This window comes from Colwellia sp. MB3u-45 (assembly GCF_014077005.1).
Classification (GTDB): Bacteria; Pseudomonadota; Gammaproteobacteria; order Enterobacterales; family Alteromonadaceae; genus Cognaticolwellia.
Genome location: NZ_JACGVC010000040.1, coordinates 26,574 through 51,510 on the forward strand (window position 1 = coordinate 26,574; position 24,937 = coordinate 51,510).

Genomic DNA, 24,937 nt, shown 5'->3' on the forward strand with positions numbered 1-24,937 from the left:
TAACACTAAGCGGCTTAACTAATGGCGACCAAAACAAAATATCACCATGGAGATTTGCGTAAGTCGTTAGTCATTACCGCAACAGAAATGGTGACAGAGGCCGGCACTGAAGGTTTGTCGTTACGTAAACTCGCCGAGCGCATTGGTGTTTCGCGCACCGCGGCCTATCATCACTTTACCGATAAAAATGATTTGTTATGTGCGATTGCTGAGCAAGGTTTTGCACAATGGCATCAGCGTGTCGGTGAAATTTTTTCTGAAGAAAATCTGTCTAATGAAGAGAAGTATCGTCATTTTGTTCATGCTTATATCGGCTTTGCTACCAGTAACCCATCGTTATACGAACTGATGTTTGGCCGGGTTATTTGGAAAGAAAATAATAGCACTGAAGCGTTAAAGAAAATTGCCTATGCAACTTTTAACTACCAAGTTGAAATGACCAAATTATGGCAAGAACAAGGTATTATTATCAAAGAGGAAAATAGCTTAAGGTTGGCGCAAGTGACTTGGGCTACTTTGCACGGTATCGCGCGTTTGGTTATTGACGGTATATATGCACAAGAAAGCCAGATTGATGAAATGTGTGAATGTGCCGTTAACGTGTTTCTTGCTAGTACGCACAATAGCCATTGAATTAAGTAAGTGAGCAATTAGAAGTGAGACTAGATATTCAAGAGCAAGGCGCTTGATTGAGTATTAATTGGTTATTGGGATTAAAACTAACGCAGATATTGGATCCACTTTAGAATAATCGATTATTTATCTCAATAGATATAGCTAGCCATTGAGATAATGAATAAGACCACTTAAGCAAATTATAAGGTGATTAATTTATGACAACCGCTGACCATCAGACAAAACTTGCTCAATTTGATGAGTTTTTTTCCATAAACTATGCTTTTAACATCAACGCTAGTGTTATCGACTTAGCGCAATTGCCAAACTATCAGCAGTTTATTGAAAACATGCCAGCACCTTTTAAAATAGCGGCAGAAGTCAATACCGTCGATAAAAATGCCCTACGTGCGCTACAAGCAGTGACTGGGGTTGCTAGTCATTTAATGGATTACCTTAATCATCAAGCGAAAAAAATGGACCTACTGGTAGGTTACATTCTTAGTCAACAAAACGATGCAAGCACCAGATTTCAAGCCATTAAGTTTGGTGGCGGTGGCATTATTTTTAAAACCACGACACCTAACACCTTTAACACGGGTGACTTTCTTGACTTAAAGTTATTTTTTGCTGATGAAAACACCGCGTTTTATTGTGTTGGCGAAATTGTCAGTTGTGAAATAGTTGACAGCGAAAGCCAATACAAGGTGATTTTTCATCATATTCGTGCAGATGATCAAGAAACATTAGTGCGACATAGTTTGCATCAACAATCAAAACAGCTACAAGCACTAGCACAACAACGTAACCAAGCTAAAAATACTTCAGCGTAAATGTCTTAACCCTTGAGCTTACGGCTCATTGAACTTACAAGGCTAAGCTCAGTGGGGGCTTAAAATATGACCATAGGCTGGCGTAAAAGGTCTGTTAATAAAAATAACGCTGCCTAAACTACTGATGTTAATATTAAAAAAATAGCCTAGTGGATGACTAAGCTATTGTTTGGCTATTATTGAGTTTATCACTCAGTTATTGTTTATATCTCAGTTGTTGCTGCGCTATTCATCAGCATCAAACACTTAATGATAAATGCGGGCGCTTAGTCCTTCTCAAGCCAATACGGCTCCATCGCAATAGCAATAGCTTTAGTATTATCTAATGCCAATAACAAGCCTTGTACTTTACTCTGCTGCCACTGTACTAGTTTCTTTGGCGGTTCAGAGAGTTTTTCTAATTGTAGCTGAATAATCCACAGTGACTGTAACTCGCTGATACCTTGTTGTAAGTCTAGCCATGGCCGGCGAAATTTATCCCGTAAATCATTATCAAATAGTCCGCCAAGCCAAGTACCGGTTAATGAGCTGCGATACAATAGTTTGCTTTGTGCAATATATTGCTGACAGTCTGAACTCGCCATATTCTTCATCTGGGCACTAATTTCACTTAGGCTCAATTGAATTTTATCTTGAGCAAATGTCATCAGCGTATCATCACCGATTTTACTCGCCATAGCGGTATGCTCACTACGCGCTAAATAACCTTGTAATATTGACAGTTGCAGTTGATTAAAACGGCTACTATGTAACAGTTGGCTAATATCATCACTATCAGGAAAACGACGTTTTTCTATTTGAAGTTGTTCGATTAGTAGCTTGCTAAAATCAAGTTTTTTGCGGTAATTACCGGTTTTATTGGTCAGTTCTTGCAAATGTATCGCGTTATCAACCCAAGCAAGTAAGTGCACAAAGTGACTTAATTCATCTCTGATCAGTAATTCATCCGGCGATAAATAATCTGCGAACAACCAAAAGCCATGACGAATAAGCGCTAAGTTTGCTTTTACTGCCACTAATTCATGTAAAGTTGGCGTTGCTAAATAAATCTCAATACTATTTTGCAGGCAGGTAAGCCCATGACTGAGTCCATTGGTAAAGGCGTTAGCAATTGAATCACTGCCTTTGTGGCAAATAAAACTTTGTTGTGGGGTAACTGCTGCTACTGGCTCGGTTCGCCAAATCGCATAACCTCGTGCCGCTTTACTTTTCAAGCCTGGGCGAAGTGCTAGCTCTTTAAAAAGCAATGATGCTAAAGTAAATAGTGCAGATTTATCCCCCTGAACCAACTCAAATTCAAGCTCATGAATGTGCTCTTTTTTCTCAGCACTGGCCACTTCTCCTTGATCATAAGCCAGCTCAACCCTATTGCCACTGGCATCGGTGATTAACCAGGTACAACGTTTAAAGTCAGTATTGAATAAGGCAACTAAGTCATGCTGAATATTTTCAATCGATTGGCTCGGTTGCCAAATTTCATCTGGAAAAAGCCTTAAAATCGGCAGTTCACCTTCAATATCAACATTATATTCAGGGCGGCTATGTAAACCACCGACCACCTGCCCAGCGGTTTTAATTGTTTGCTCAATATGACTATTGCTTCGACGAACTCTCAAGCCCATATCATGTTGTCGCAAATTCAGCTCTGGGGTATCAAAGTAGCAATTAGCGAGTTGCTTTTCTTGATAGCTAAAGTGAATATTTTCACGATTAAGTGTTTGGGTGATTTTTTCTACGGTGTCATTGCCTAAAACTAAATATTTAAGCTCTATTTCGGTTGTCATACTTTTCCAATATTAGTTATAAATCAAGCCTATTAACTGCAGCAGCGATATTTTTTGTACAATTACAGCTAATAGTAGCTGTCAATCTTACATGATTAAAAATTTATATCAAAAATCTTAGGAATCTAAGCGACTCCACTTGCTATCATTCCTACAACGTCCTACTATCTTTGCCATTCTCTGTTTAAATGGCGCTATTGGTTATTTCATGATAAACATAAAACAAAAATTCGTTGCACTATTATTTTTTACTTCCTTATTCTCTTTTGCTGAAGAGTCTACTAATTCAACCACTACCGGTTATATTTCTGAAGATCTAATTGTTTATATGCACTCAGGCGCGGGTAAAAATTACCGTATACAAGGTACGGTAAACGCGGGTGAAAAAATACAATTAACCGGTGAGTCGGCGAATGATTACAGCGAGATCATTAGCGATAATGACCGTACTGGTTGGATTGAAAGCAAACTTGTCTCAACAAAACCAGGCATGCGTTATGTTATTGCTGATCTCAATGAAAAATTAGCGAGTTTTCAATCAGGTAAAAGTGATGTTACTGAGCAACTCAACGAAGCAATAAGTGAAATTGACGCGTTAAAGTCTGAGCGTAGTGACCTACAAAACAGTATTTCAGCACTCAATATGGATTTAACAGAAACTAAATCACAATTAAAAAATCAAGATACTAGCATTAAAAAACAATGGTTTTTTAATGGCGCAATCGTATTAAGTATTGGTTTATTATTTGGTTTGATCTTACCGCGTTTATTTTCAAAGCGTAAATCAGGCATGGAAAACTGGGGCTAACTAAGCCCATTTCATTATAGTTTGCGTGAAAAACCAATAAAATTAAAGAACACTGGAATAACATTTTTGAAAACTTTGCTTTATATATTTCTCATCAATATTTGCCTGATATCATTGTCCACTCAGGCAAATGGCGTTTCCCCCTATTTGCCCTTAAAAACCGATCCTCTACTTGAATTAGAGCTTGAAAAACTCGCAACCATAACCAAATTACCGATTTTAACACGCCCATATCATGCGGCAACAATCTATAAATACTTAGCCAAAATTAAAAGTAGCCATCCTACTTTATATCAAAGGCTAAATGCTTATATAAAACGTTATAAAAAAACCAAAGCTGTCACTCATTTTTCAGCACAGATTAGTCACTCATTTAAAGATGATTTTTTAATGGCCAATCAGCGAGGCCTTGATGTTGACGATTCTTTTAAAATATCAACAAGCAGCTTTTGGCAAGTCAATGAGCACCTTATTTTAAATGCGGGTGGCACATTATATAACGATGAAATAATCCCAAACAATAGCTACATTTCCTTTGGCTGGGATGTTTTGCAAGTTGATATTGGCTATCGAGAACACTGGTTATCGCCGACGCAGGAAGGTGCCTTACTATTATCGACTCAAGCTAAGCCAGCGCTTAATGTGACCATTAGTAACCCTGAACTATTAACAGATTGGAATATTAAATATGAGATGTCTGTAGGTGTATTAGAAAGACAAAACGGCATACAGTTTGATGCCAAAAAAGCACCCGTGTCAGGTAAACCAGCACTGATGTCTTTACACTTTAGTTTTCAACCACTTGATTGGTGGACCATAGGTTTTAATAGAACCTTGATGTTTGCCGGCGACGATGGCGACATATCTATAAAAGACGTCTGGAATGGCATAACTGATCCGGTAAATAGTGATAATTGCGGTGGCAGCGGCACCGAGTTGCAAGATTGCTCTAAAGAATTTGGTAACCAACAAGCTTCTATTAGCAACAAGTTCGATATAGCGCCGTTTAACTTTCCTTTAAGTTTAACCTGGGAGTATGCGGGTGAAGATACCAAAGGCCATAAAAATTACCAACTGGGTAATATCGCACAAAATTTTGGTGTATTTGTCCCATATTTAACCACTAATACCTCAATAAATTTTGAATATACCAAATTTCATAGTTTATGGTATGTGCATCATATATATGGCGAGGGTTACTCAAACGACAACGTTAAAATGGGCCATTGGTGGGGTAGTTTGAAAGCACCGGACGATGGTGCTGCTGGTAGTGCAATGAGTATGAGATTCGATTGGCAGAATGTTGGCGGCTACCAGCTTTCAATGTTATATCGTTCAGCAGAGTTTGACTCATCAACTACTTATCAATATCAACGCTCTCACGAAGTTGAACTATCAATAGCAAAAGCCATGAAAAGTAATTTTTTAGAAGCTAAATTAACCTTAGGTGAAGATGCAATAGGCGGTCAATTTTTACGTACTAGTTTCAAAGTTCGTTGGTAATTTGTAATTAATTTCAGAAGAAAGTGATATGAAAAATATTATTAAGCCCTTCAGCCATATTGTTGTTTTTATGCCTAGATTTTTAGGTGATTGTATCAACTGTACACCTGCACTTAAACTTCTTGAAACCAGCTATCCAAAGGCAAAAATAACACTCGTTATCAGGTCAATTCCAGCTCAAGCTTTTAATAGAGATGAAAAATTTCAACTGATCATTGATGAAAGGCCTAAAAATAAAGTTCAAGGGATCATTAACCTTATTAAGTCTTTAAAAAATGAAAGCTTTGATGCTGGCATATTAATGACTAATACGTTAATTGATGCTGTGCTCGCTAGAATAAGTGGCGTGAATAACCTAATTGGATACAATAAGGAGATGCGTAAGCCATTACTAACAAAGGCTTTGCATCTAGACATACGTCGCCATTATATTAATCGCTATGCTTATATTGCCAATGCACTGTGTGAAAATAGTCATAAAAATCTACCTGAAGTGGGTTTATTTTACGATACAACGCAAAGTGTTTTAGCCGATATTAATAAAACGAAAATTGGTTTTTGTATAGTAAATAAAGCCAAGTTAAGCCGACATTATCCCGTAAGACACGCTGCTGAAGTGATCAATTTATTGAATCAGCAGCTCCAAAAGCCAACATCGTTTTATATGTTAGGTGCACCAGATGAAACAGTTGAAGCTGAGCAGGTAGTAAGCTTGTGCCAAGAAAAAGGTGCAGTGAACATCCATTCTTTGGCAGGAAAAACGACCATAGCTCAACTTATTGATACTATTGCTGATTTGGATCTTCTTATTACTGTGGATTCAGGCCCGCTACACGTCGCGGCAGCAACAAAAACCACAACCATTGCATTACAAAGTAAAGGCACAAGTCCATTTAGCAACGTGTGCCCTAAAGGTAAGCAAGTTACCGTGATAAATAATGCTGGCAACTATATTAATGATGATGACCAAATATTAGATATATCACCAAAGCTTATTGCTAAAACTGCCATTGAATTAATAAAAAATAAAAATAGCTTTTCAACGACCTAGTAATAAATTAAAGGTACCTAAGATGTCAATAATAAAAAAATGTCCCGTATATGTCATCAATCTAGACTGTGCAAAGGATCGAATGTTGAGTATGGATCAGCAGCTTTCAGCGATAGATGTTAACTACGAAAGAATTCCCGCAATAAAAGGTAACAGCTTAACTGAGACTGAAATCAACATTGAGTATTCAGCAGCACTTAATAAAAAACATTTTAGAGCAGATTTAAGCTTAGGTGAAATTGGCTGCTACATTAGCCACAAAAATGTTTGGCGAAAAATGGTCGCTGAAAATATAGAATTCGCGGTCATACTTGAAGACGACATGATTATTGAAAAGAACTTCATCAAGCTTTTTTCACTTGCCGAGACCTTAAAGAAATACGACTTAATTAAGTTAGCCGATAATAGAAATCACCAAGCCAAAAAAACAAGTAAATTAGAGCAACCGTTTGAATTAATTAATTTCACAAAAATACCCAACTGCGCAACTGGCTATACCATTAGCTTGGCTGGCGCGAAAAAACTATTGTCAAGAGAGCTATTTTATCGCCCTGTCGATATTGATATGCAATTTTGCCAAGAGCTTGGCTTGTCTGTATATGGTTTGCGCCCTTACCCCATCAATGAAAATAAAAGCTTCACCAGTGATATTACGTCATTAAATGGTGGATTTCATGGTAATAAAAGTACTAGCTTTATTAGGAATGCTAAATACAGATTACACCTATGGTACTTAAGAAAAATGTACGTATCAGGTGAGTTATAATAGCGTAACACTTAATTCCCTAAGTTATTTTCGTAAATATTGCTAGAACTTCCAGTAATTCAATTCTTTTCGCATTTTAAATTGTCTGAACACATCAAGCGGTTTAGCTTTAAGGCTGGTTTTTTCAGCAATCGCTTTATCAATTGCAGCCAATAATCTATAAGAAGATTTCCCGTCCACATGAGGGTGTGTACAATTAATGTAGTGCTGAATGTTATCCATTAAGCACTTAGGTCTTTGTAGCGCATACGCTACTGACGCCTCTAACTTTTCTGGTGAATCAATATTAATCAAATAGTTTTGGGGTGATATATTATTAAAAGTAACAACGGGTTTACCTTGCAACAAAAACATAATAAGTACAGAAGACGTATCACAAACCATCACATCAGCCTGCTTAAGCAGTGGAATAACATCATCAGTTTCAACAAAAGTTAAGTGTTCATTTTGAATTGATTTATATTGTTCAACAATGCCCTTATCCATTTTGGGATGAAACTGAATTAACCAATGCCATTTCCCTGTCGCACTTAAACGCTTTACTGTCTCAAATAACTCAGGTGCGCAGGTTAATTTTTTAGAAAATGTTGAGCACATCAATATTGTTGGTTTTTCTACTTTTTTATCAAGGATATTCTTTGAAAATAATGGGTCTAATGCACACCAGCCAGTTTCAATCACTCTAAACGTTTGATGTTTTTTGGCTAAACGTTCAAATTCAGCCGTCGAGTCTGGCCCCTGTGTGCAGTATAAATCAAAACAATTACGTACTTTATAGTGATCATTCAGCCCTTTTTTGTCTACTTTGCCAGCATCGAAGCCATGAAAAACAGCTACATTAATCCCTGGAAAAAATGTTGGAGCTATATTTGCGGGGTAAATAACCGCATTAGGATCATATTTCACCACATCATCTACCGTCTTTAATATCTTTTCATTATCAGTGAAATAATCTAAATTGACCGAATTACCTTGCACAAACCAACAAACATCTCTGTTGCTATTAAGCAGTGCTTTTTGTAGCGGTCTTAAAATAGCAAAACTATAGTTTTGAGAAATGTTTAAAACAAACCTTTTTGCTGGCATTTTGGACTCATAAAGTAGTGAAAATATAGACCAGCAGATATTAGCAAGTTATCAGTTAAAAATCAGCAGCAGATAATTCAATAGACATAATGGGGTTATACATAAAGACAAAAAGCTAATAACTTCTAATATATAACAAAATCACAATTGACATAGCAGTATAAAATGCGCTATTAATAAGCTATAAACTATTTGTTAAATAAAAATACTAAGCAAAAGCATCGATGAAAAACTTTACTAACATGATTCGAATTAGCCTCCTCCTCGCATTATCCATGCGCGGCTAGGTTTTATTGCTTAAAATAATAAGTAGATAACATAATAAAACACTAAACCCGCGCTAATAAGCGCGGGTTTTTTTATGCTCGTTATTTAGCGTAAATTTTCACAAAAAAAATCAGGAACATACATGGGCATCTCTAACGATAACGTTATTATTTTTGACACCACATTACGTGATGGCGAACAGGCTTTAAACGCGAGTTTATCAGTACATGAAAAATTACAAATAGCACATGCGATTGAGCGCTTAGGTGTCGACATTATGGAAGTGGGTTTTCCGGTATCGTCACCGGGTGATTTTAAGTCAGTGCAAGAGATAGCGCGCAGCGTAAAAAACTCTCGAGTATGTGCCCTAGCACGTGCGGTAGAAGCAGATATTAAAGCTTGTGCCGAAGCCTTAAAGCCGGCTGATCAATTTCGTATTCATACCTTCATTTCTACTTCTGATGTTCATGTGCAACAGAAATTGAAAAAAAGCTTTGCTGATGTCCAAGCGATGGCGATACACGCCATCAAATATGCACGTAGATTTACCGATGATGTCGAGTTCTCTTGTGAAGATGCGGGTAGAACCCCGATTGACAACTTATGCCGTATGGTTGAACAAGCCATTATAGCCGGCGCTACCACAGTCAACATTCCTGATACCGTAGGTTACACTTTACCTAACGAATTTGGCGGCATCATAGAAACATTATTTAATCGTGTACCTAATATTGATCAAGCGGTTATCTCTGTGCATTGTCATAATGATTTAGGCTTAGCCGTAGCTAACTCAATGTCAGCCGTGCAAGCGGGTGCAAGACAAATTGAATGTACCATTAACGGCATTGGTGAACGTGCAGGTAATTGCTCACTTGAAGAAGTCGCGATGATCATGAAAACCCGCCAAGAATTATTAGGCGTGCATACCCGTATTAATCATCAAGAAATTGCTCGCACCTCTAAGTTAGTCAGCCAGCTTTGTAATATGCCGGTACAACTAAATAAGGCGATTGTTGGCGGCAATGCTTTTAGCCATTCATCAGGTATCCACCAAGACGGCATGTTAAAAGCCAGCAACACCTATGAAATTATGACACCAGAAAGTGTCGGTATCAGCAAAACCAAGTTGAACTTAACCTCGCGTAGCGGCCGACACGTGATTAAGCATCGTATGGAAAGCTTAGGTTATCAAGAGTCTGATTATGACATAGAAACGCTTTACGCTGACTTTCTAGCCTTAGCCGACAAAAAAGGCCAAGTATTTGATGATGACTTAGAAGCTTTACTTTTTAATATTCAACAACAAGACCAACAAGACTTTTATCGTTTACAGACCTTAAATGTACAAAGTGGCGGTAGTGATTTTTCTACCTCAAGCATTAAATTAGCTTTAGGTGATGAAGATAAAATTGTTTCCGCAACGGGTAATGGACCTGTTGATGCGCTGTATCGTGCCATTAAAAAAGCTATTGATATTGACTTTGAAGTCAGCGACTACAAAATTTCGAATAAAGGTGAAGGTGAAGACGGTTTAGGTAAGGCTGACATTGTGGTGTCGTGGCAAGGGAGAAACTTCCATGGCTACGGCTTAGATACCGATATTATCAAAGCATCTGGTTATGCATTGGTCAATGCACTTAATGGTATTCATCGTGCTATCACAGTTGCCGAGCTGAAAACTGAGCTAAAATCTGAGTTCAAAAAAGAAGCTGCTATTGATGGCCAACGCCAAGTTTAGTTGAAAATTATATTCATTTATTAAGTATATTTATAGGTTTAAAAACACTATGTCGAAGATTGCAATATTAGCCGGTGACGGTATTGGCCCAGAAGTGATGGCCCAAGCAGAAAAAGTTTTAGCAACAGTTGCCCAACAGTATAATTTTGAAATAACCACTGAGCATTATGATGTCGGTGGCTGCGCTATCGACAATCATGGCCAAGCACTACCAGAGAGTACGGTTAAGGGCTGTGAACAAGCTGATGCCATTTTATTTGGCTCAGTTGGCGGTCCTAAGTGGAGTGACTTACCCCCCACTGAACAACCAGAAAGAGCATCTTTGCTGGGTTTACGAGGTCATTTCGGGCTGTTTTGTAACATGCGCCCTGCACAACTGCAAAGCGCTATGTCACACCTTTCCCCTTTACGCGCTGATATTTCACAAGCGGGTTTTGATATTTTAGTGATACGAGAATTAACCGGTGGTATCTATTTTGGCGAACCTAAAGGGCGTAAAAACCAAGGCCAAGAAGATGAAGCCGCCTTTGATACTATGATTTATTCTCGAAAAGAAATCAGCCGCATCGCACACCTTGCTTTTCAAGCGGCTCAGAAGCGTCGTAACAAGGTTATATCTATCGATAAAGCCAATGTACTAGCCTCATCTCAATTGTGGCGAGAAGTCGTTATTGAAGTGGCGAAAGACTATCCTAGTGTCGCAGTTGAACACATGTATGTTGATAACGCTGCCATGCAATTGGTACGTAACCCTGCGCAGTTTGACGTCATGTTATGTTCTAACTTATTTGGCGATATTTTATCTGACATTTGCGCCATGATCACCGGCTCGATGGGACTATTACCTTCAGCGAGCTTAAACGAACAAGGCTTTGGTATGTATGAGCCCGCTGGTGGCACAGCGCCAGATATCGCTGGCAAAGGCATTGCTAACCCTATTGCGCAAATTCTTTCAGCGGCATTAATGTTGCGTCATAGCTTAAATCAGGCAGAAGCCGCTACCGCGATTGAAACTGCCGTGGCAGAGGCACTAAATTCCGGTAACTTTACCGGTGATTTATTAAGTGCCGAGCAACGCCATAACGCTAAATCGACTAACGAAATGGGCGATATTATCTGTCAATATATCGTCAACAACCAAAAAACTTCAGGAGCAAAGTAGCATGGCCACCACTTTATACGAAAAATTATGGCAAAGTCATATCATTGAAGAAAAAGCGGATGAAACACCCTTGATCTTTGTTGACCGCCATTTGATCCACGAAGTTACCTCGCCACAAGCTTTTGCTAATTTAAAATTTCATAATCGTGTACTGCGCCATCCTGAGCGCACAATTGCGACTATGGATCATAATATTTCAACGCGCTCTATTGAAATTAACGCTGCCGGTGAAGGCGCGGCAAATCAACTGAGAACACTAGAAAAAAACTGTAAAGAATTTGGCATTGAATTGTTCGGCATGGGCCATAAAAACCAAGGTGTTGTGCATGTTATTGGGCCAGAATTAGGCTTAACTTTACCAGGCACAGTTATTGTTTGTGGCGATTCGCATACCTCAACACACGGTGCTTTTGGCGCTTTAGCATTTGGCATTGGTACCTCTGAGGTTGAGCACGTATTTGCCACCCAAACCTTACGCCAAACCAAAGCTAAAACCATGAGAATTGAAGTTAAAGGTCAAGTTGCCCCAGGCATAAGTGCTAAAGACATTATTTTAGCCATTATTGGTAAAACAGGTAGTGCGGGCGCAACCGGTTATGTAGTTGAATATTGTGGTGAAGCCATTGAGCGCTTAACCATGGAAGAGCGCATGACAGTGTGTAATATGAGTGTAGAATTTGGCGCCAAAGCTGGGCTTATCGCACCCGATACCAAAACCTTTGACTACTTAAAAGGCAAAGATTACGCGCCAAAAGGCGAGGTATGGCAGCAAGCCGTTGAAGATTGGCAGCAGCTAAAATCAGACAGCAAAGCAAAGTTCGATAGTTACTTAACGCTGGAAGCCAAAGAGATTAAAACCCAAGTCACTTGGGGAACAACACCAGGGCAAGTGACACAAGTTGATAGTGTCGTACCTTCCCCTGATGATTTTACTGACCCCGTTGAGCGTGAATCATGCATTGCGGCATTAAAATATATGGGCTTAACGGCCGGCACTAAAATTACCGACATTGCGATTAATAAAGTATTTATTGGCTCATGCACTAATTCTAGAATTGAAGATTTACGCGCCGCCGCTGCAGTGGCCAAAGGTAAAAAAGTTTCAGCTACGGTTAACGCTATCGTTGTTCCCGGCTCTTATCGAGTTAAAGAACAAGCCGAAGCTGAAGGCTTAGCACAAACGTTTATTGATGCCGGCTTTGAATGGCGCTTACCGGGTTGCTCAATGTGTTTAGGCATGAATGATGATGTGTTAACGCACGGTGATCGCTGCGCTTCTACCAGCAACCGAAACTTTGAAGGCCGACAAGGCCGCGGCAGTCGTACCCACTTAGTCAGCCCTGAATTAGCGGCAGCTTCTGCCATTGCAGGTCACTTTGTCGACTTAACCTCAATTAACTCACAAGTTCAAGGAGCATAACATGGAAAAATTTAACCAACATCATGGCTTAGTTGTGCCATTGGACACGGCGAATGTTGATACAGATCAAATCATTCCAAAACAATTTTTACAAAAAACCACTCGCACAGGTTTTGGCCAACACTTATTTCATGACCGTCGCTATTTAGACAACTTGGGTAACGAAAACAATCCTGAGTTTGTCCTTAACAAGCCACAATATCAAGGAGCAAGTATTTTACTCGCTGGTGAAAACTTTGGTTGTGGCTCAAGTCGCGAGCATGCACCTTGGGCGCTGCAAGAGTATGGTTTTCAAGTGATTATCGCGTCTAGTTTTGCTGATATTTTCTATGCTAACTGTATCAATATTGGCATTTTACCTGTGATATTACCGGAAGCAGCTATAGCGACGCTATTTCAACAGTCGAAAGAGGGTTTACAACACCTTACCGTTGACTTAGTCGCCAGTACGGTTAAAACAGCCAGTGCACAATATGATTTTACTATTGCGCCTTTCCATAAATACTGTTTGGAAAACGGTGTTGACAGTGTGGGTTGGACGTTAAATAAAATTGCTAAGATAGAAAATTACGAAGCCCAAATGCCAGCTTGGCAGTAGGTAAAAAGATCAACCATCAGCTGTGAAGGCTGATGGTTAACCTGAGTTATTATTGAGAAAACTACGGCTAATTTTTTACGCTAATTCCAAGTAGATAACGCAGACATAGTGAATTTTTCCCCTCGAAAACTCAGTACTACCCGTTGTGGAAGTATTTCATTAAGCAGTAATTCGCGACTAATATAATCGCCTTCATAACGATCGCGGCCATTCACCCTTACCCAGCCTTGCCCGTCACTAGCATAAAGATGCATTTCAAACGCTAGCGAAGGTACACCATCTTGCACCCAAGTTGGCATCTGTGCCAGCGGTATCAGTTCGCTACTGCCTGCTACTACATCTTCTCTAGCAGGGTCACTTTGTTTGGTGTGCTCGATAGCCGATTGAAAACTTGCCAATAACTCGTCAGACACCCCAGCTTCAGCTTTAACGACAAAGTTTTCACCCGTCACTTTCTTAGGCTTTAGCGCTGATTTTTGTGCGCTTGTTGGCAGATCAATTTGCGCGTCGGCTAAGCTACTTTCACTCGCTATATATTGTTCAGTATCGCCTTGTTCATCAGTTAACCCTGCCTGACGACTAACCGTTTTACTCGTGGCTACCGCAAGATCATTTTCAAGCTTCGTGTTACTTGCTTTGGCCTGAGTCGTTTGATCGACAGCCAAGGCAAGCAGATTAGTACCATTATTAGTACCGCTGTTAATATCATTACTCGTACCAGCATCTGCTTGAGCTAATGCTGTAGTAACGACAGCTGGCGCTTCTCGATCAACTAACGGCTCCTGCTCAGTAATAGGATTTGCCTTATTTATAACCGCACGAGTTACCTTAGTCTCTAAAACAATCCCCTGAGCTTGATATGCTCCCCACCAAACGCCTAGCGCTAAAACTAAGCCTAATGCAGTCACTAGGCCACCCGCTTTTACCGACGAATGTTGCCACCAAGGTCTTACCTGAAATTCATCACCTAAGGCATCATGAGCCGCTTGAAGTACAATTTTACGGTTAACCACAGCATTGTTACTGTTATAAGCATTTATCAAAGATCGTTCGGCTAACAAGTTCATTAAACGCGGAATACCGTTACAAATTTTATGGATGGCGCTAACGGCACTTTTATCAAAAATATTACGAAAACATTTTGCTACAGACAGGCGATGTTTAAGATATTGCTCAACTTCTTGCCTATTCAGGGGTAATAAATGATAGCGCGCCGTAATTCTTTGCGCTAATTGCCGTAAATCTCGACGCTGCAATAACTGCTGTAATTCAGGTTGACCAATCAAAATCACTTGTAAAAGTTTTTTGGTATTAGTTTCTAAGTTGGTTAATAGTCTGAGTTGCTCTAACACTTCAGGTTGCAAATGTTGCGCTTCATCAATAATCAACAAGGTATTAAGATCATCACTATGATTTTTGAGTAACTTTTGTTGTATTTTATCGGTGAGGGTTTTTAAGGTTGCGCCGGTTTTGCGATAACGAATGTTTAATTCATCACAAAGGGTCGCTAACAACTCTTGACTAGATAAAGTGGGATTCAGAATAAAAGCGGCTTGGGTATTTTCTGGCAAGTTTGCCATTAAATGCCGACTCAGTGTGGTTTTCCCCGTGCCTACTTCACCGGTAAGTAAGACAAAGCCACCGGTATCACCTAAGCCATAAGTTAAGTGATTAAGGGCTTCGCGGTGACGATCACTCATAAACAAATAATCAGGGTTTGGGGCAATTGAAAATGGCTTTTCTTCTAAACCAAAATAACTAGTATACATAGGAAATCTTAACTGATGAATCGACCCTGCAAAATTAACCTGAACGCAATCATATGTCAAAAGTCAGTCGCTATTATGTTAAAGTTAAGCAATATAATTTCCTATACATTACTCATTTTCAGAGGTTTATAGCGCTCAATGGCAAATATAACACAGCAACTAAACACTTTTTTAGTCGGTGGCGCCGTACGCGATGCTCTCCTGAAACGCCCTGTTGTTGATAATGACTATGTCGTGGTCGGCTCTAGCGTTCAGGAAATGCTCAGCCTTGGCTTTTTACAAGTAGGCAAAGACTTTCCAGTATTTATCCATCCACAAAGTAGACAAGAATACGCCTTAGCTCGCACCGAAAAAAAAGCGGGCCAAGGCTATACCGGCTTTAATTGCGATGCATCAGCCAGCGTTACGCTTGAAGAAGACTTACTGCGCAGAGATCTCAGTATTAATGCTATGGCGATGGATGAAAGTGGTAAAATAATTGATCCTTACAACGGCCAAATAGACCTAGATAATCGCGTATTACGCCATGTTTCCCCAGCTTTTATTGAAGACCCACTACGGGTTTTACGTGTTGCTCGTTTTGCTGCTAGGTATCACGATTATGGTTTTACCATAGCGCCAGAAACATTAGCCTTAATGACCAAACTCAGTAAAAGTGGTGAATTATCCAGTCTTTCTGCTGAACGAATATGGCAAGAAATGGAGCGCAGCTTAGCCGATACTCACCCTGAAGTGTTTTTTCAAGTGTTATATCAATGCCAAGCCCTAAAATCGCTTTGGCCTGATTTACATGATTTATGGGACACTTCAGACCTAGAAAAGTCGCAGGCAAAAATTTGCTCCAGATCGCAGACTATGATGGTACTCAAACAAGCGGTTTTACTCTCTGAAAAAACGACCGTTAGGTTTGCCAGTGTTTGCTATAACCTAGGTCAGTCGTTAACCCAACAAGACAGCTTACCTGCTGATGCTGATCATGAAATACCAGGAGTGACTTTAATAGAGGCGGTTTGTAAGCGTTTAAGGGTGCCAACAGCACACAAAAATTTGGCGCTAAAGGTTTGTCAGTTTCACCTACATGCACATAAAGTATTTCAATTAAAAGCTAGTACTATTTTAAAGCTATATAATCAATTAGATGTTTGGCGTAAACCAGAAGAGTTTGATGATTTTTTACTTTGTTGCCAAGCTGACTTTACTGTGCGCTATGGCTTGGAAGTAGCTGAATACCGACAAAAAGAATTTCTCTACACTGGTTTTAAAATGCTCAACCGAGTAACAGCCAAGCCTTTTGTTGAACAGGGTTTAAAAGGGCTTGAAATTAAAGCGGCAATAGCAGAGCAAAGACTTGCCGAATTAAATAAATACCAACAAAGTTATATAAAACAACACAACATCTTATCTAATGCCAGTAACTAACCGCTAAACTGGGTGAGTAAGCCACCGCACTCGATTTCTGCTTGTTTTAACCACTAAGTGATTGTTAGTGACGAACATGGCGGTAAGTCAACAGCATCATGCGGGAGAATTTCTAGAGCAGCATTAATGTTGAGAAATACAAAAGGTATCAGCGAGGCCTGAACATAAAAAAGCCATATCAAATGATATGGCTTTTTAGACTTAATTAACTTTTACATTAAAAGTTATAAGTTGCTTTTACGTAGTAGAAACCACCGTTGTAATCAAATGGTCCACTTTCGTAGTATTCAGCACCTAACTGACCGTATGATTCAGCAGGTAACTTTTGTGCTTCTTGATCAAAGATGTTATTAGCACCAACTGACAAGGTAATACTATCATTTAAGAAGTAGCTTACTTCTGCATCAACAGTAACCGCTGAATCAGCAATCTCGTTCCAACAACCTACAGCACAAGCATCATCAGCATGCGTTGCAAAATACTCACCAAAGTAGTTTACACGAACAAAAGTTGATACATCTTCCCAAGATTGAGAAACAGTAAAGGTAGCGCGATGATCAGGCATACCTTCTTCTAAACGATGAACTTTGCCTTCATTAGTGGTCTCTGGATTAAACTGATCAACCGTTGTTTCATTCCAGTTATACGCTAATGATAACAACGTATCGCCGCCCATTAATGCCATTGTATAGTTTGCAACAACATCAACACCTTGTGTGGTAGTGTCAAAATCATTAGAAAAATACGAAACCGCTGAAATTAGCTCAGGGTTAACAACACCTAATGCTTCAAGCGCTGTGTAGTCAGCTGCTAATACATTGATTTGACTTGACTGTGCTAAACGGTCAGTTACTTCAATGTTGTAGTAATCAAGGGTAAAGAAGAAGTCGTCATATTGATAAACACCACCAAAAGCAAAACTTTTTGACTCTTCTGGCGTTAACTCTTTACCACCGTAAAATTCTGACAATGGGTTAGTTGGCGGCGCAAGGAAAGTTTGAATTAACTCACCAGCAACTAATGAAGTTTGTGTATTAACAACATTGGCTTGACCCACTGTTGGTGCTCTAAAACCAGTACTATGAGAGCCACGTAGTGAAATCTCATCGTTAAGTCTTAATTGTGCAGTTAGCTTGTAATTAGTTGTGCTACCAAAAGTATTAAAGCTTTCGTGACGAACAGCTGCGCCAACTAAAAGGTCTTCTGTTACTTGGGCTTCAACATCAATATAAGCGGCAACATTGCGACGGTCGTTACGACCTTGAGTTTCAGGACCAAAGCCTTTAAAACCGTGTGAGCCAATGTTAAAACCTTGGTCTGCATAAGCACCGGCTTCCCATGAAGCTTTTCCGCCTGAAACTATTTCAAAGCTTTCTTCACGCCATTCAAGACCCATAGCAACGTTAACTGGCTCTTCAAGACCCATATCAAAACCTTTAACTAAATCAAAGTTAAAAGTTTTTTCCATTTGGATATAACTACCGGTATCAAAATCTAACGGTGTATCTAAACCAAGTGATGGGTTTAAAGTATTCTTTAAATTAAATTTAGATTCACTGCGACCTACTGAGCCACTAACATCAAAAAACCAATCTTTTAAGAAACCTTCGTTAATTTCGCCTTTAGTACCAACAGTTAATGAGGTATCTGTGATGTTGCCACCAAATTGTGGAGTATAACCACCTGGCATAATTTGGTTCATTGAGAAACAATTTGGATCAGCTACCATTGCTTGATAGTCAAGGCTATCTAAAACATTACCGTCAGAGCCATCACTATTTTTTGGAATATTAACGACAGCACAAGTACGCGCTGCACCTTCTGATTCGCCAACATCACCTACAAGTAAAGTTTCACCACCATCAACCGAGAAAACATTGCCACGGTTATGTGGGTTACGGTAATAAAAACCACCGGTTACATCACGCTCAGAATAGTTACCAAACATGTAAAATTCTTTATCATTACCAAGATCTAAGCCAACATTACCAAAAAACGTAATATCGTCTTTAACTTCTGGATTACCCCAAATTTGAGCTGGGCTTTGAATAGAAGTATTGCCTTGACTTGCAATGTTTGCTGCATCAGGACGTTGTACACTTCGGCTTGTTGCATCAGCATTTTTTAATTGAAAGCTTAAGTTAACAAAACCATCTTTAGTAAATGGTAAACCAACATTACCGTCTATAATCGTTTGATCACCATCACCTTCGTAATAAGAACCTTGCTTCACAGACATTGAACCGCCATCTGCGTCATCTTTAAGTACAAAGTTCATTACACCAGCAATTGCATCAGAGCCGTATTGTGCAGCAGCACCATCGCGAAGTACTTCAACTTGCTTAATAGCGACACTTGGGATAACTGAAATATCAGGACCTTGTGCGCCATCATTGATGCCACCACCTTGGAAAGCAATAACAGAGGCACGGTGACGACGTTTACCATTTAAAAGCACTAATGTTGAATCAGAAGGTAAACCACGTAAATTTACTGGACGAATTAATGATGCAGCATCACTAATAGGTTGTGCACGGGCATTTAAAGAAGGAATTGCGCCTACTAACATATCAAGCATATCACTTGAAGCGTTTTTACCTAGCTCATCACCACCAATGATATCAATTGGTACTGGAGACTCAGCTACTGAACGCGGAGCTGAACGTGAACCAACGACAGCGATACGTTCAATGCTTTCTTTTTTTGCGGCTTCTTCGGCAAAACCTGCGGCAAAACTAGGTGCTGTTCCTAGCGCTAAGCCAATGGCAAGAGCTAAAGTACCAGTACGAAATGTTGTAGACATGTTGTTTTCTTCCTAATATATTTGAATATGTTTTTAATAATTATTTATTTAATAATTATCTATTTTATAATTTTATTTTTACCCATTTCGCTTATCACAAAAATTTATATTGTTGTAAACAATCAAAACAGCTTGCTGCTTTATAAAACAGCTAGAAATACTTTACAAGTAGTCTTTTTCACTGACCTTTAACATTGAATCTATAAAAAGAATTAATATGCAAATATAGTCAAAATTTATGCAAAACACATCAGCATAGTCAATTACACTGCAGCCTACATCGCTTATGCGTTAGAATGAAATATACCAGCGAAACATGTGCGAAGATTTTCGTATTAAATTAAATATTATCTGCATATTTAATCAATAAAAAAAAACATAAAAAAAATGAACTTTTTCTAAAGTCAGCATTTACTGAGGCAAAAAGCCTAGTTAAAGTTAAGTTATCAATATTAATTTTTTGTTTGTTTTGGTCTTTAGGGGCAGTCAGTAATTTGCTCAATAGCTAGTGATATAGTGAACCAAACATAAAAAAAGCTCCAATTTAGGAGCTTTATTAATTCAATAATACGACAGTTTAATCAGCGGCTAAAACAGTAGCGCTTACTGCACCAAAACCTATGCGTGCAGCCCCGATTTTTTCACACCAACCTTTCATAATGACACAATCGCCATCTTCTAAGAAAGTACGAGTTTCACCATTAGGCAAGTGAATAGGCTCTGAGCCAGCATTCGATAATTCAAGCATTGAACCGGCTTCTTCTGGTTTAGGGCCCGACTGTGTACCGCTACCAAACATATCACCTGAGCGCAGGTTACAACCATTAACCGTATGGTGCGCTACCATCTGCGCTACGGTCCAATATGAATCTTTAAAATTTGATTGCGACAATTGTACCGGTGCTTGCTTGGCATTACGCATGGTCTCAGTTTCAATTAATACCTGTAAGCTTAAATCTAAAGAACCAAAATCTCGATTGTGCTCTGACTCTAAGTAAGGCATAGGCTGAGGATCCGCTGCGTCACGTGTCCATGTTGACCGATAAGGTGCTAAGGCTTCTGACGTTACAATCCACGGAGAAACTGTTGATGCAAAGCTTTTTGACAAGAATGGCCCTAAAGGTTGATATTCCCAACCTTGAATATCTCGTGCTGACCAATCATTAAATAAACACATACCAAAAACATGATCTTCGGCATTTTCGATGCTAATAGGCTCACCCAAAGCATTACCCTTACCAATAAATATACCCACTTCCATTTCATAATCTAAACGCTTACATGGACCAAAAGAAGGCTCTGTTGCTGTTGGTGCCTTAGTTTGTCCTTTAGGGCGCTTAAAGTTACTACCAGAGATCTCAATCGAAGAAGAACGACCATGGTAACCGATAGGAACCCATTTATAATTGGGTAACAACGGGTTATCAGGACGGAACTTGCTGCCAACCGATGTAGCATGATGAATCGAAGTGTAAAAATCAGTGTAATCACCAATTTGACATGGCAAAGCAAATTCAACATCGGTTTGTGCGATTAAACATGATGCTACTTTCGTTTGTAATGCTGACCCTTGGGTTAATGCTTGTGATAACGCTTGGCGTAAAGCGCTCCAAAAACGGTTACCCATCGCCATAAAAGCATTTAACTGAATGTGACAGCATTGCTCCAGGGCTAATTGTGTGTCGCCAGCAAAAATATCCAAGGCGAATAGCGCTTTTAAATCAATAACCTGATCACCAATGGCTACACCTGCTCGACAGTCTTCTTTACTGTCTTTTCGCTTAAAACTAGCAAAAGGTAGGTTTTGTATTGGAAAGTCACAATTTTCTACATTGGCAGACTCTACCCAGCTAGTTAAAGCCGGGTTGTGCGTTTCATTAAGTAAATTGGTGTTAGACATGGGCTAAACAACTCCAGAAAAAATAGGTAAAATACGTGTTTACAATACACGTTATTAAATAGCAATGCGCCGTATTATAACAAGCGTTCTCATAAAGGCTATGCCAAGAAAATATACTTAATAAACAGCTGTCAACAATATGTGGCAGGGCCAAGTTTACAGCCACACTTGACTTGCCTTTAACAAAAATGATCTAAACACTATTCGCCAGAATCGACATTTGCTAGAATGCTGCCGATTTATCAATATATGGTAAAATTAGCACGCCTGCCTTAGCGGTAGGTTAACATTCAATCTATAGCTCCTGACTTACTATCAGGCTCGCTCAATGGGTCAATAAAATATGAATAACATTACCGTTTGCGCCTTATATAAATTTGTTCGCTTAGAGAACTTCGACGCTATTAAGCCACCTTTGCTACAAGTGATGGAAGACAATGCAGTTAAAGGCACCTTACTTTTAGCGCTTGAAGGTATCAACGGCACTATCGCTGGATCACAAATTGGCATAGACGCCGTACTCGCCTTTATTAACAGTGACAGTCGTTTATCTGGTGTGTCAGCTAAATGCTCGTTTCATCAAGACAACCCTTTTGCTCGCACGAAAGTTAAATTAAAAAAAGAAATTGTCACCATGGGTGTCGAAGGTATAGATCCAACACTTACCGTTGGCACTTATGTTAAACCCAAAGATTGGAATGCCCTTATTTCTGATCCCGAAATGCTCTTGATAGATACCCGCAATGATTACGAAGTAGAAATTGGCAGTTTTAAGAATGCTATCAACCCAAATACCGAAAGCTTCCGTGAATTTCCTGAATATGTCGCGAAAAATTTAGATAAAACTAAACACAAAAAAGTCGCTATGTTCTGCACCGGCGGTATACGTTGTGAAAAGTCCACCGCCTATCTAAAAGAGCAAGGCTTTGAAGAAGTTTACCATCTAGAAGGGGGCGTATTAAAATACCTTGAAGAAGTCCCTGAACAAGACACTATGTGGCAAGGCGAATGTTTTGTATTTGACAGCCGAGTTGCCGTTAACCATAATTTAGAGCGTGGTCAATATGACCAATGCTATGCCTGTCGTTATCCAATTACAGCAGCAGAAAAAACCAGCGAGCATTATATTCAAGGCGTAAGTTGCCCACGTTGTTATGATAAATACACTGACGAGCAAAAAAGTGGCTTTCAGGAACGTGAAAAACAAATCAACCTTGCTAAAGCGCGTGGTGAAGAACATATTGGCGGCGACATAAAACAAGTAATAGCCGAGCGTCGAGCCACTAAAAGTGCCAGTAAACAGGCTCAGAAAAAATAGGTTTTTTGCCAACAGAGCAAACGAACTAAATAAAGTGCCTGCTGATTAGCGGGCATTTTTTATGTCAGATAAAAAATACTTACCGGCACAATAACATCATCAACAACATCAAAAAAATCGTCAAGAGAGAGCAAAGATAAATTTCAGCCAAAAAAAAACCTCAACATATAAATGTTAAGGTTTTAGATTTTTACTAAAATATTTTTTACTAAAATATTTTTTACTAGAATGCTTTTTACTAGAATATAATATGGTGCCTTGACCCGGAATCGAACCAGGGACACGAGGATTTTCAATCCTCTGCTCTACCGACTGAGCTATCAAGGCACTGTCTTTAAATGAATAAACCAGATAAACATAGTATTCACTTTGAAAGAGGCGACATAGTATCGGGAATTAAACTCGCTCGCAAGCCATTTTATTGACTTGTATTGATAATTACTTGATATAGCATAAAAAAACAGCAGTCATGCCATTATCTCAACTCATAGCAATCCTATTACCTCACCCACCTCATCACTCTTGCACATTGACGAACAGGTTATTACAAGCAGCTAAGTCAATGCAGTAATACCTGAGCAATTACCGAGCCGTACTAATCCTACGAAAAATCCTACGAAAAATGCCACAAAAAATGCCACGAAAAAGTGCATACCGGAAAGGCCTAAACATTATCATGCTTTCACATCGACGTGCATCTAAGCACTGATGCCGTGGAGCTAGGGATGGCTAGGAAAGGGCTGAAGATAAAAAAGCCAGCATATTTGCTGGCTTGATTTACGTTTTCATACTTAGCCTATTAGCTAAATATACCTTTCATTATCCAGAAGAAGATAATGGAAAGACCTGCACCTATAGGTAATGTAATCACCCAAGAGATAACAATATTACGCACTACACCTAAATTAATAGCAGCAATACCACGCGCCATTCCTACCCCTAGCACCGCACCCACTAATGTTTGTGTGGTTGAAATAGGTAGGCCTGCACCTGAAGCAATAACGACCGTACATGCAGCGGCTAACTCAGCAGCAAAACCTCGACTCGGTGTTAAGTGAGTAATCCCAGTACCAATAGTGGCCATAACACGATGACCAAACAATGCAAGACCGGCAACAATACCTAAACCACCCAGTGGTAAAATCCACCAAACTAGTGAAGCTTTCTTGGCAATTTCACCACCGTTATCGACAATACTAACGACAGCCGCTAATGGCCCAATGGCATTGGCAACATCATTTGAACCATGAGCAAACGCCATACAACAGGCGGTTACTATCATCAAGACAGCAAATACTTTTTCAACATTAGCGTAATGTGTAGTTTTATCTGCTTTTTCATCAAATTTAAGACGAGTGATAAAATACTTACCAATAATAGCAACAATGACAGCGACAATAATCGCTAGGTAATAGCCACCAGCGCCGGCAATTTCAAAGTTATAAAAACCTAAGTTTATATTCTCTAAACCTATATGCTTTAAACCTTTTTTAATGGTCACTAACGATAAAACAAAACCCGCTAAGAACATGTAAAACGGCACATAACGTTTTGCTTGTTCTAATGGTTTGTCGGTATCAAAAATCAGTTTTTGTGCACTATTAAAAATAATAAAAGCAATAACACCCGAGATTAACGGTGTAACAACCCAACTACCCACAATACCGCCTACTTTACCCCAAGCGACTGTATCAGGGCTTATGCCGATGGCAGCAAAGCCGATAATAGCGCCAACAATTGAGTGAGTAGTAGATACCGGCCAACCTAAAACAGACGCTACTAACAACCAAGTTGCGGCGGCTAATAAGGCAGAAATCATACCAAAGACTAATAATTCAGGAATATCGACAAATAACGCTGGGTCAATAATGCCCTTACGTATGGTTGATGTAACTTCACCACCGGCTAAATATGCACCAGCAAATTCGAAAATCATTGCAATAATAATAGCTTGCTTAATCGTTAATGCTTTTGAACCAACTGATGTTCCCATAGCATTAGCAACATCGTTTGCACCTATGCCCCATGCCATAAAAAAGCCGACAGCAGCGGCGATCATGACTAACGTAGAGCCATGAGTGAGTAAAATTTCCATAA

Annotated in this window: 18 protein-coding genes and 1 tRNA gene; 12 read left to right on the forward strand and 7 right to left on the reverse strand. The window is 39.4% G+C overall.

Going from position 1 to position 24,937, the window contains the following annotated elements; translation table 11 throughout:
- Nucleotides 1-21 precede the first annotated feature (21 nt).
- Entirely contained in the window at nucleotides 22-633 is a 612-nt protein-coding gene (locus H4J41_RS03530; RefSeq protein ID WP_182136503.1) for a TetR/AcrR family transcriptional regulator, read from the forward strand.
- Nucleotides 634-833: 200 nt separating this feature from the next.
- On the forward strand, nucleotides 834-1,448 hold the full coding sequence (locus tag H4J41_RS03535; RefSeq protein WP_182136504.1) for a PilZ domain-containing protein: 615 nt from the start codon (nucleotides 834-836) through the stop codon (nucleotides 1,446-1,448).
- A gap of 266 nt (nucleotides 1,449-1,714) precedes the next feature.
- On the opposite strand, the gene H4J41_RS03540 is transcribed toward H4J41_RS03535, so the two are convergent.
- Complete coding sequence (locus H4J41_RS03540) at nucleotides 1,715-3,232, reverse strand: CYTH and CHAD domain-containing protein (RefSeq protein WP_182136505.1); 1,518 nt, start codon at nucleotides 3,230-3,232, stop codon at nucleotides 1,715-1,717.
- Nucleotides 3,233-3,440: 208 nt separating this feature from the next.
- Here H4J41_RS03540 and H4J41_RS03545 point away from each other — a divergent pair, with 208 nt between their 5' ends.
- The 4 genes from H4J41_RS03545 (at nucleotide 3,441) to H4J41_RS03560 (ending at nucleotide 7,360) form a co-directional block, all read left to right on the forward strand.
- Nucleotides 3,441-4,040: a TIGR04211 family SH3 domain-containing protein gene (locus H4J41_RS03545; RefSeq protein ID WP_182136506.1), complete on the forward strand. Its 600-nt coding sequence runs from the start codon at nucleotides 3,441-3,443 to the stop codon at nucleotides 4,038-4,040.
- 66 nt (nucleotides 4,041-4,106) lie between these two features.
- Nucleotides 4,107-5,543, forward strand: coding sequence for a capsule assembly Wzi family protein (locus H4J41_RS03550; protein ID WP_182136507.1), 1,437 nt, complete (start codon nucleotides 4,107-4,109; stop codon nucleotides 5,541-5,543).
- A 28-nt stretch (nucleotides 5,544-5,571) separates the two neighbouring features.
- Entirely contained in the window at nucleotides 5,572-6,594 is a 1,023-nt protein-coding gene (locus H4J41_RS03555) for a glycosyltransferase family 9 protein (RefSeq protein WP_182136508.1), read from the forward strand.
- A gap of 22 nt (nucleotides 6,595-6,616) precedes the next feature.
- Nucleotides 6,617-7,360 (forward strand): glycosyltransferase family 25 protein, encoded by a 744-nt coding sequence (locus H4J41_RS03560; RefSeq protein ID WP_182136509.1) that lies wholly within the window; start codon nucleotides 6,617-6,619, stop codon nucleotides 7,358-7,360.
- 42 nt (nucleotides 7,361-7,402) lie between these two features.
- On the opposite strand, the gene H4J41_RS03565 is transcribed toward H4J41_RS03560, so the two are convergent.
- On the reverse strand, nucleotides 7,403-8,446 hold the full coding sequence (locus H4J41_RS03565) for a CDP-glycerol glycerophosphotransferase family protein (RefSeq protein ID WP_182136510.1): 1,044 nt from the start codon (nucleotides 8,444-8,446) through the stop codon (nucleotides 7,403-7,405).
- 409 nt (nucleotides 8,447-8,855) lie between these two features.
- On the opposite strand from H4J41_RS03565, the gene leuA reads away from it, so the two are divergent.
- Genes leuA through leuD form a run of 4 tightly spaced genes read left to right on the forward strand, consistent with a single transcriptional unit; the run spans nucleotide 8,856 to nucleotide 13,631 of the window.
- Nucleotides 8,856-10,451 carry a 2-isopropylmalate synthase gene (gene leuA, locus H4J41_RS03570; RefSeq protein ID WP_182136511.1) on the forward strand — a complete coding sequence of 532 codons (1,596 nt, stop codon included), beginning with the start codon at nucleotides 8,856-8,858 and terminating at the stop codon, nucleotides 10,449-10,451.
- Nucleotides 10,452-10,500: 49 nt separating this feature from the next.
- A complete protein-coding gene (leuB, locus tag H4J41_RS03575) occupies nucleotides 10,501-11,613 on the forward strand; it encodes a 3-isopropylmalate dehydrogenase (protein ID WP_182136512.1) in 1,113 nt (370 codons plus the stop codon).
- A gap of 1 nt (nucleotide 11,614) precedes the next feature.
- A complete protein-coding gene (gene leuC, locus H4J41_RS03580) occupies nucleotides 11,615-13,033 on the forward strand; it encodes a 3-isopropylmalate dehydratase large subunit (protein WP_182136513.1) in 1,419 nt (472 codons plus the stop codon).
- A 1-nt stretch (nucleotide 13,034) separates the two neighbouring features.
- Complete coding sequence (leuD, locus tag H4J41_RS03585) at nucleotides 13,035-13,631, forward strand: 3-isopropylmalate dehydratase small subunit (protein WP_182136514.1); 597 nt, start codon at nucleotides 13,035-13,037, stop codon at nucleotides 13,629-13,631.
- A gap of 80 nt (nucleotides 13,632-13,711) precedes the next feature.
- Here the strand turns inward: leuD and H4J41_RS03590 are convergent, their stop codons facing one another.
- The gene (locus H4J41_RS03590) at nucleotides 13,712-15,400 is read right to left on the reverse strand and encodes an AAA family ATPase (RefSeq protein WP_182136515.1); all 1,689 of its coding nucleotides are present in this window, start codon (nucleotides 15,398-15,400) and stop codon (nucleotides 13,712-13,714) included.
- Nucleotides 15,401-15,538: 138 nt separating this feature from the next.
- On the opposite strand from H4J41_RS03590, the gene H4J41_RS03595 reads away from it, so the two are divergent.
- Entirely contained in the window at nucleotides 15,539-16,819 is a 1,281-nt protein-coding gene (locus H4J41_RS03595; protein ID WP_182136516.1) for a multifunctional CCA addition/repair protein, read from the forward strand.
- Between the two features lie 217 nt (nucleotides 16,820-17,036).
- Here the strand turns inward: H4J41_RS03595 and H4J41_RS03600 are convergent, their stop codons facing one another.
- Together H4J41_RS03600 and fahA are read right to left on the reverse strand one after the other, a co-directional pair.
- Nucleotides 17,037-19,622, reverse strand: a complete 2,586-nt coding sequence (locus tag H4J41_RS03600) for a TonB-dependent siderophore receptor (RefSeq protein WP_182136517.1) — start codon at nucleotides 19,620-19,622, stop codon at nucleotides 17,037-17,039.
- A 577-nt stretch (nucleotides 19,623-20,199) separates the two neighbouring features.
- A complete protein-coding gene (gene fahA, locus H4J41_RS03605; RefSeq protein ID WP_182136518.1) occupies nucleotides 20,200-21,522 on the reverse strand; it encodes a fumarylacetoacetase in 1,323 nt (440 codons plus the stop codon).
- A gap of 343 nt (nucleotides 21,523-21,865) precedes the next feature.
- Between fahA and H4J41_RS03610 the strand changes: the two genes are divergently transcribed.
- Complete coding sequence (locus H4J41_RS03610; RefSeq protein WP_182136519.1) at nucleotides 21,866-22,840, forward strand: rhodanese-related sulfurtransferase; 975 nt, start codon at nucleotides 21,866-21,868, stop codon at nucleotides 22,838-22,840.
- Between the two features lie 251 nt (nucleotides 22,841-23,091).
- Here H4J41_RS03610 and H4J41_RS03615 read toward each other — a convergent pair.
- Nucleotides 23,092-23,167 (reverse strand) — tRNA-Phe (locus tag H4J41_RS03615).
- 472 nt (nucleotides 23,168-23,639) lie between these two features.
- Entirely contained in the window at nucleotides 23,640-24,935 is a 1,296-nt protein-coding gene (locus tag H4J41_RS03620) for an inorganic phosphate transporter (protein ID WP_182136520.1), read from the reverse strand.
- Nucleotides 24,936-24,937: the final 2 nt, after the last annotated feature.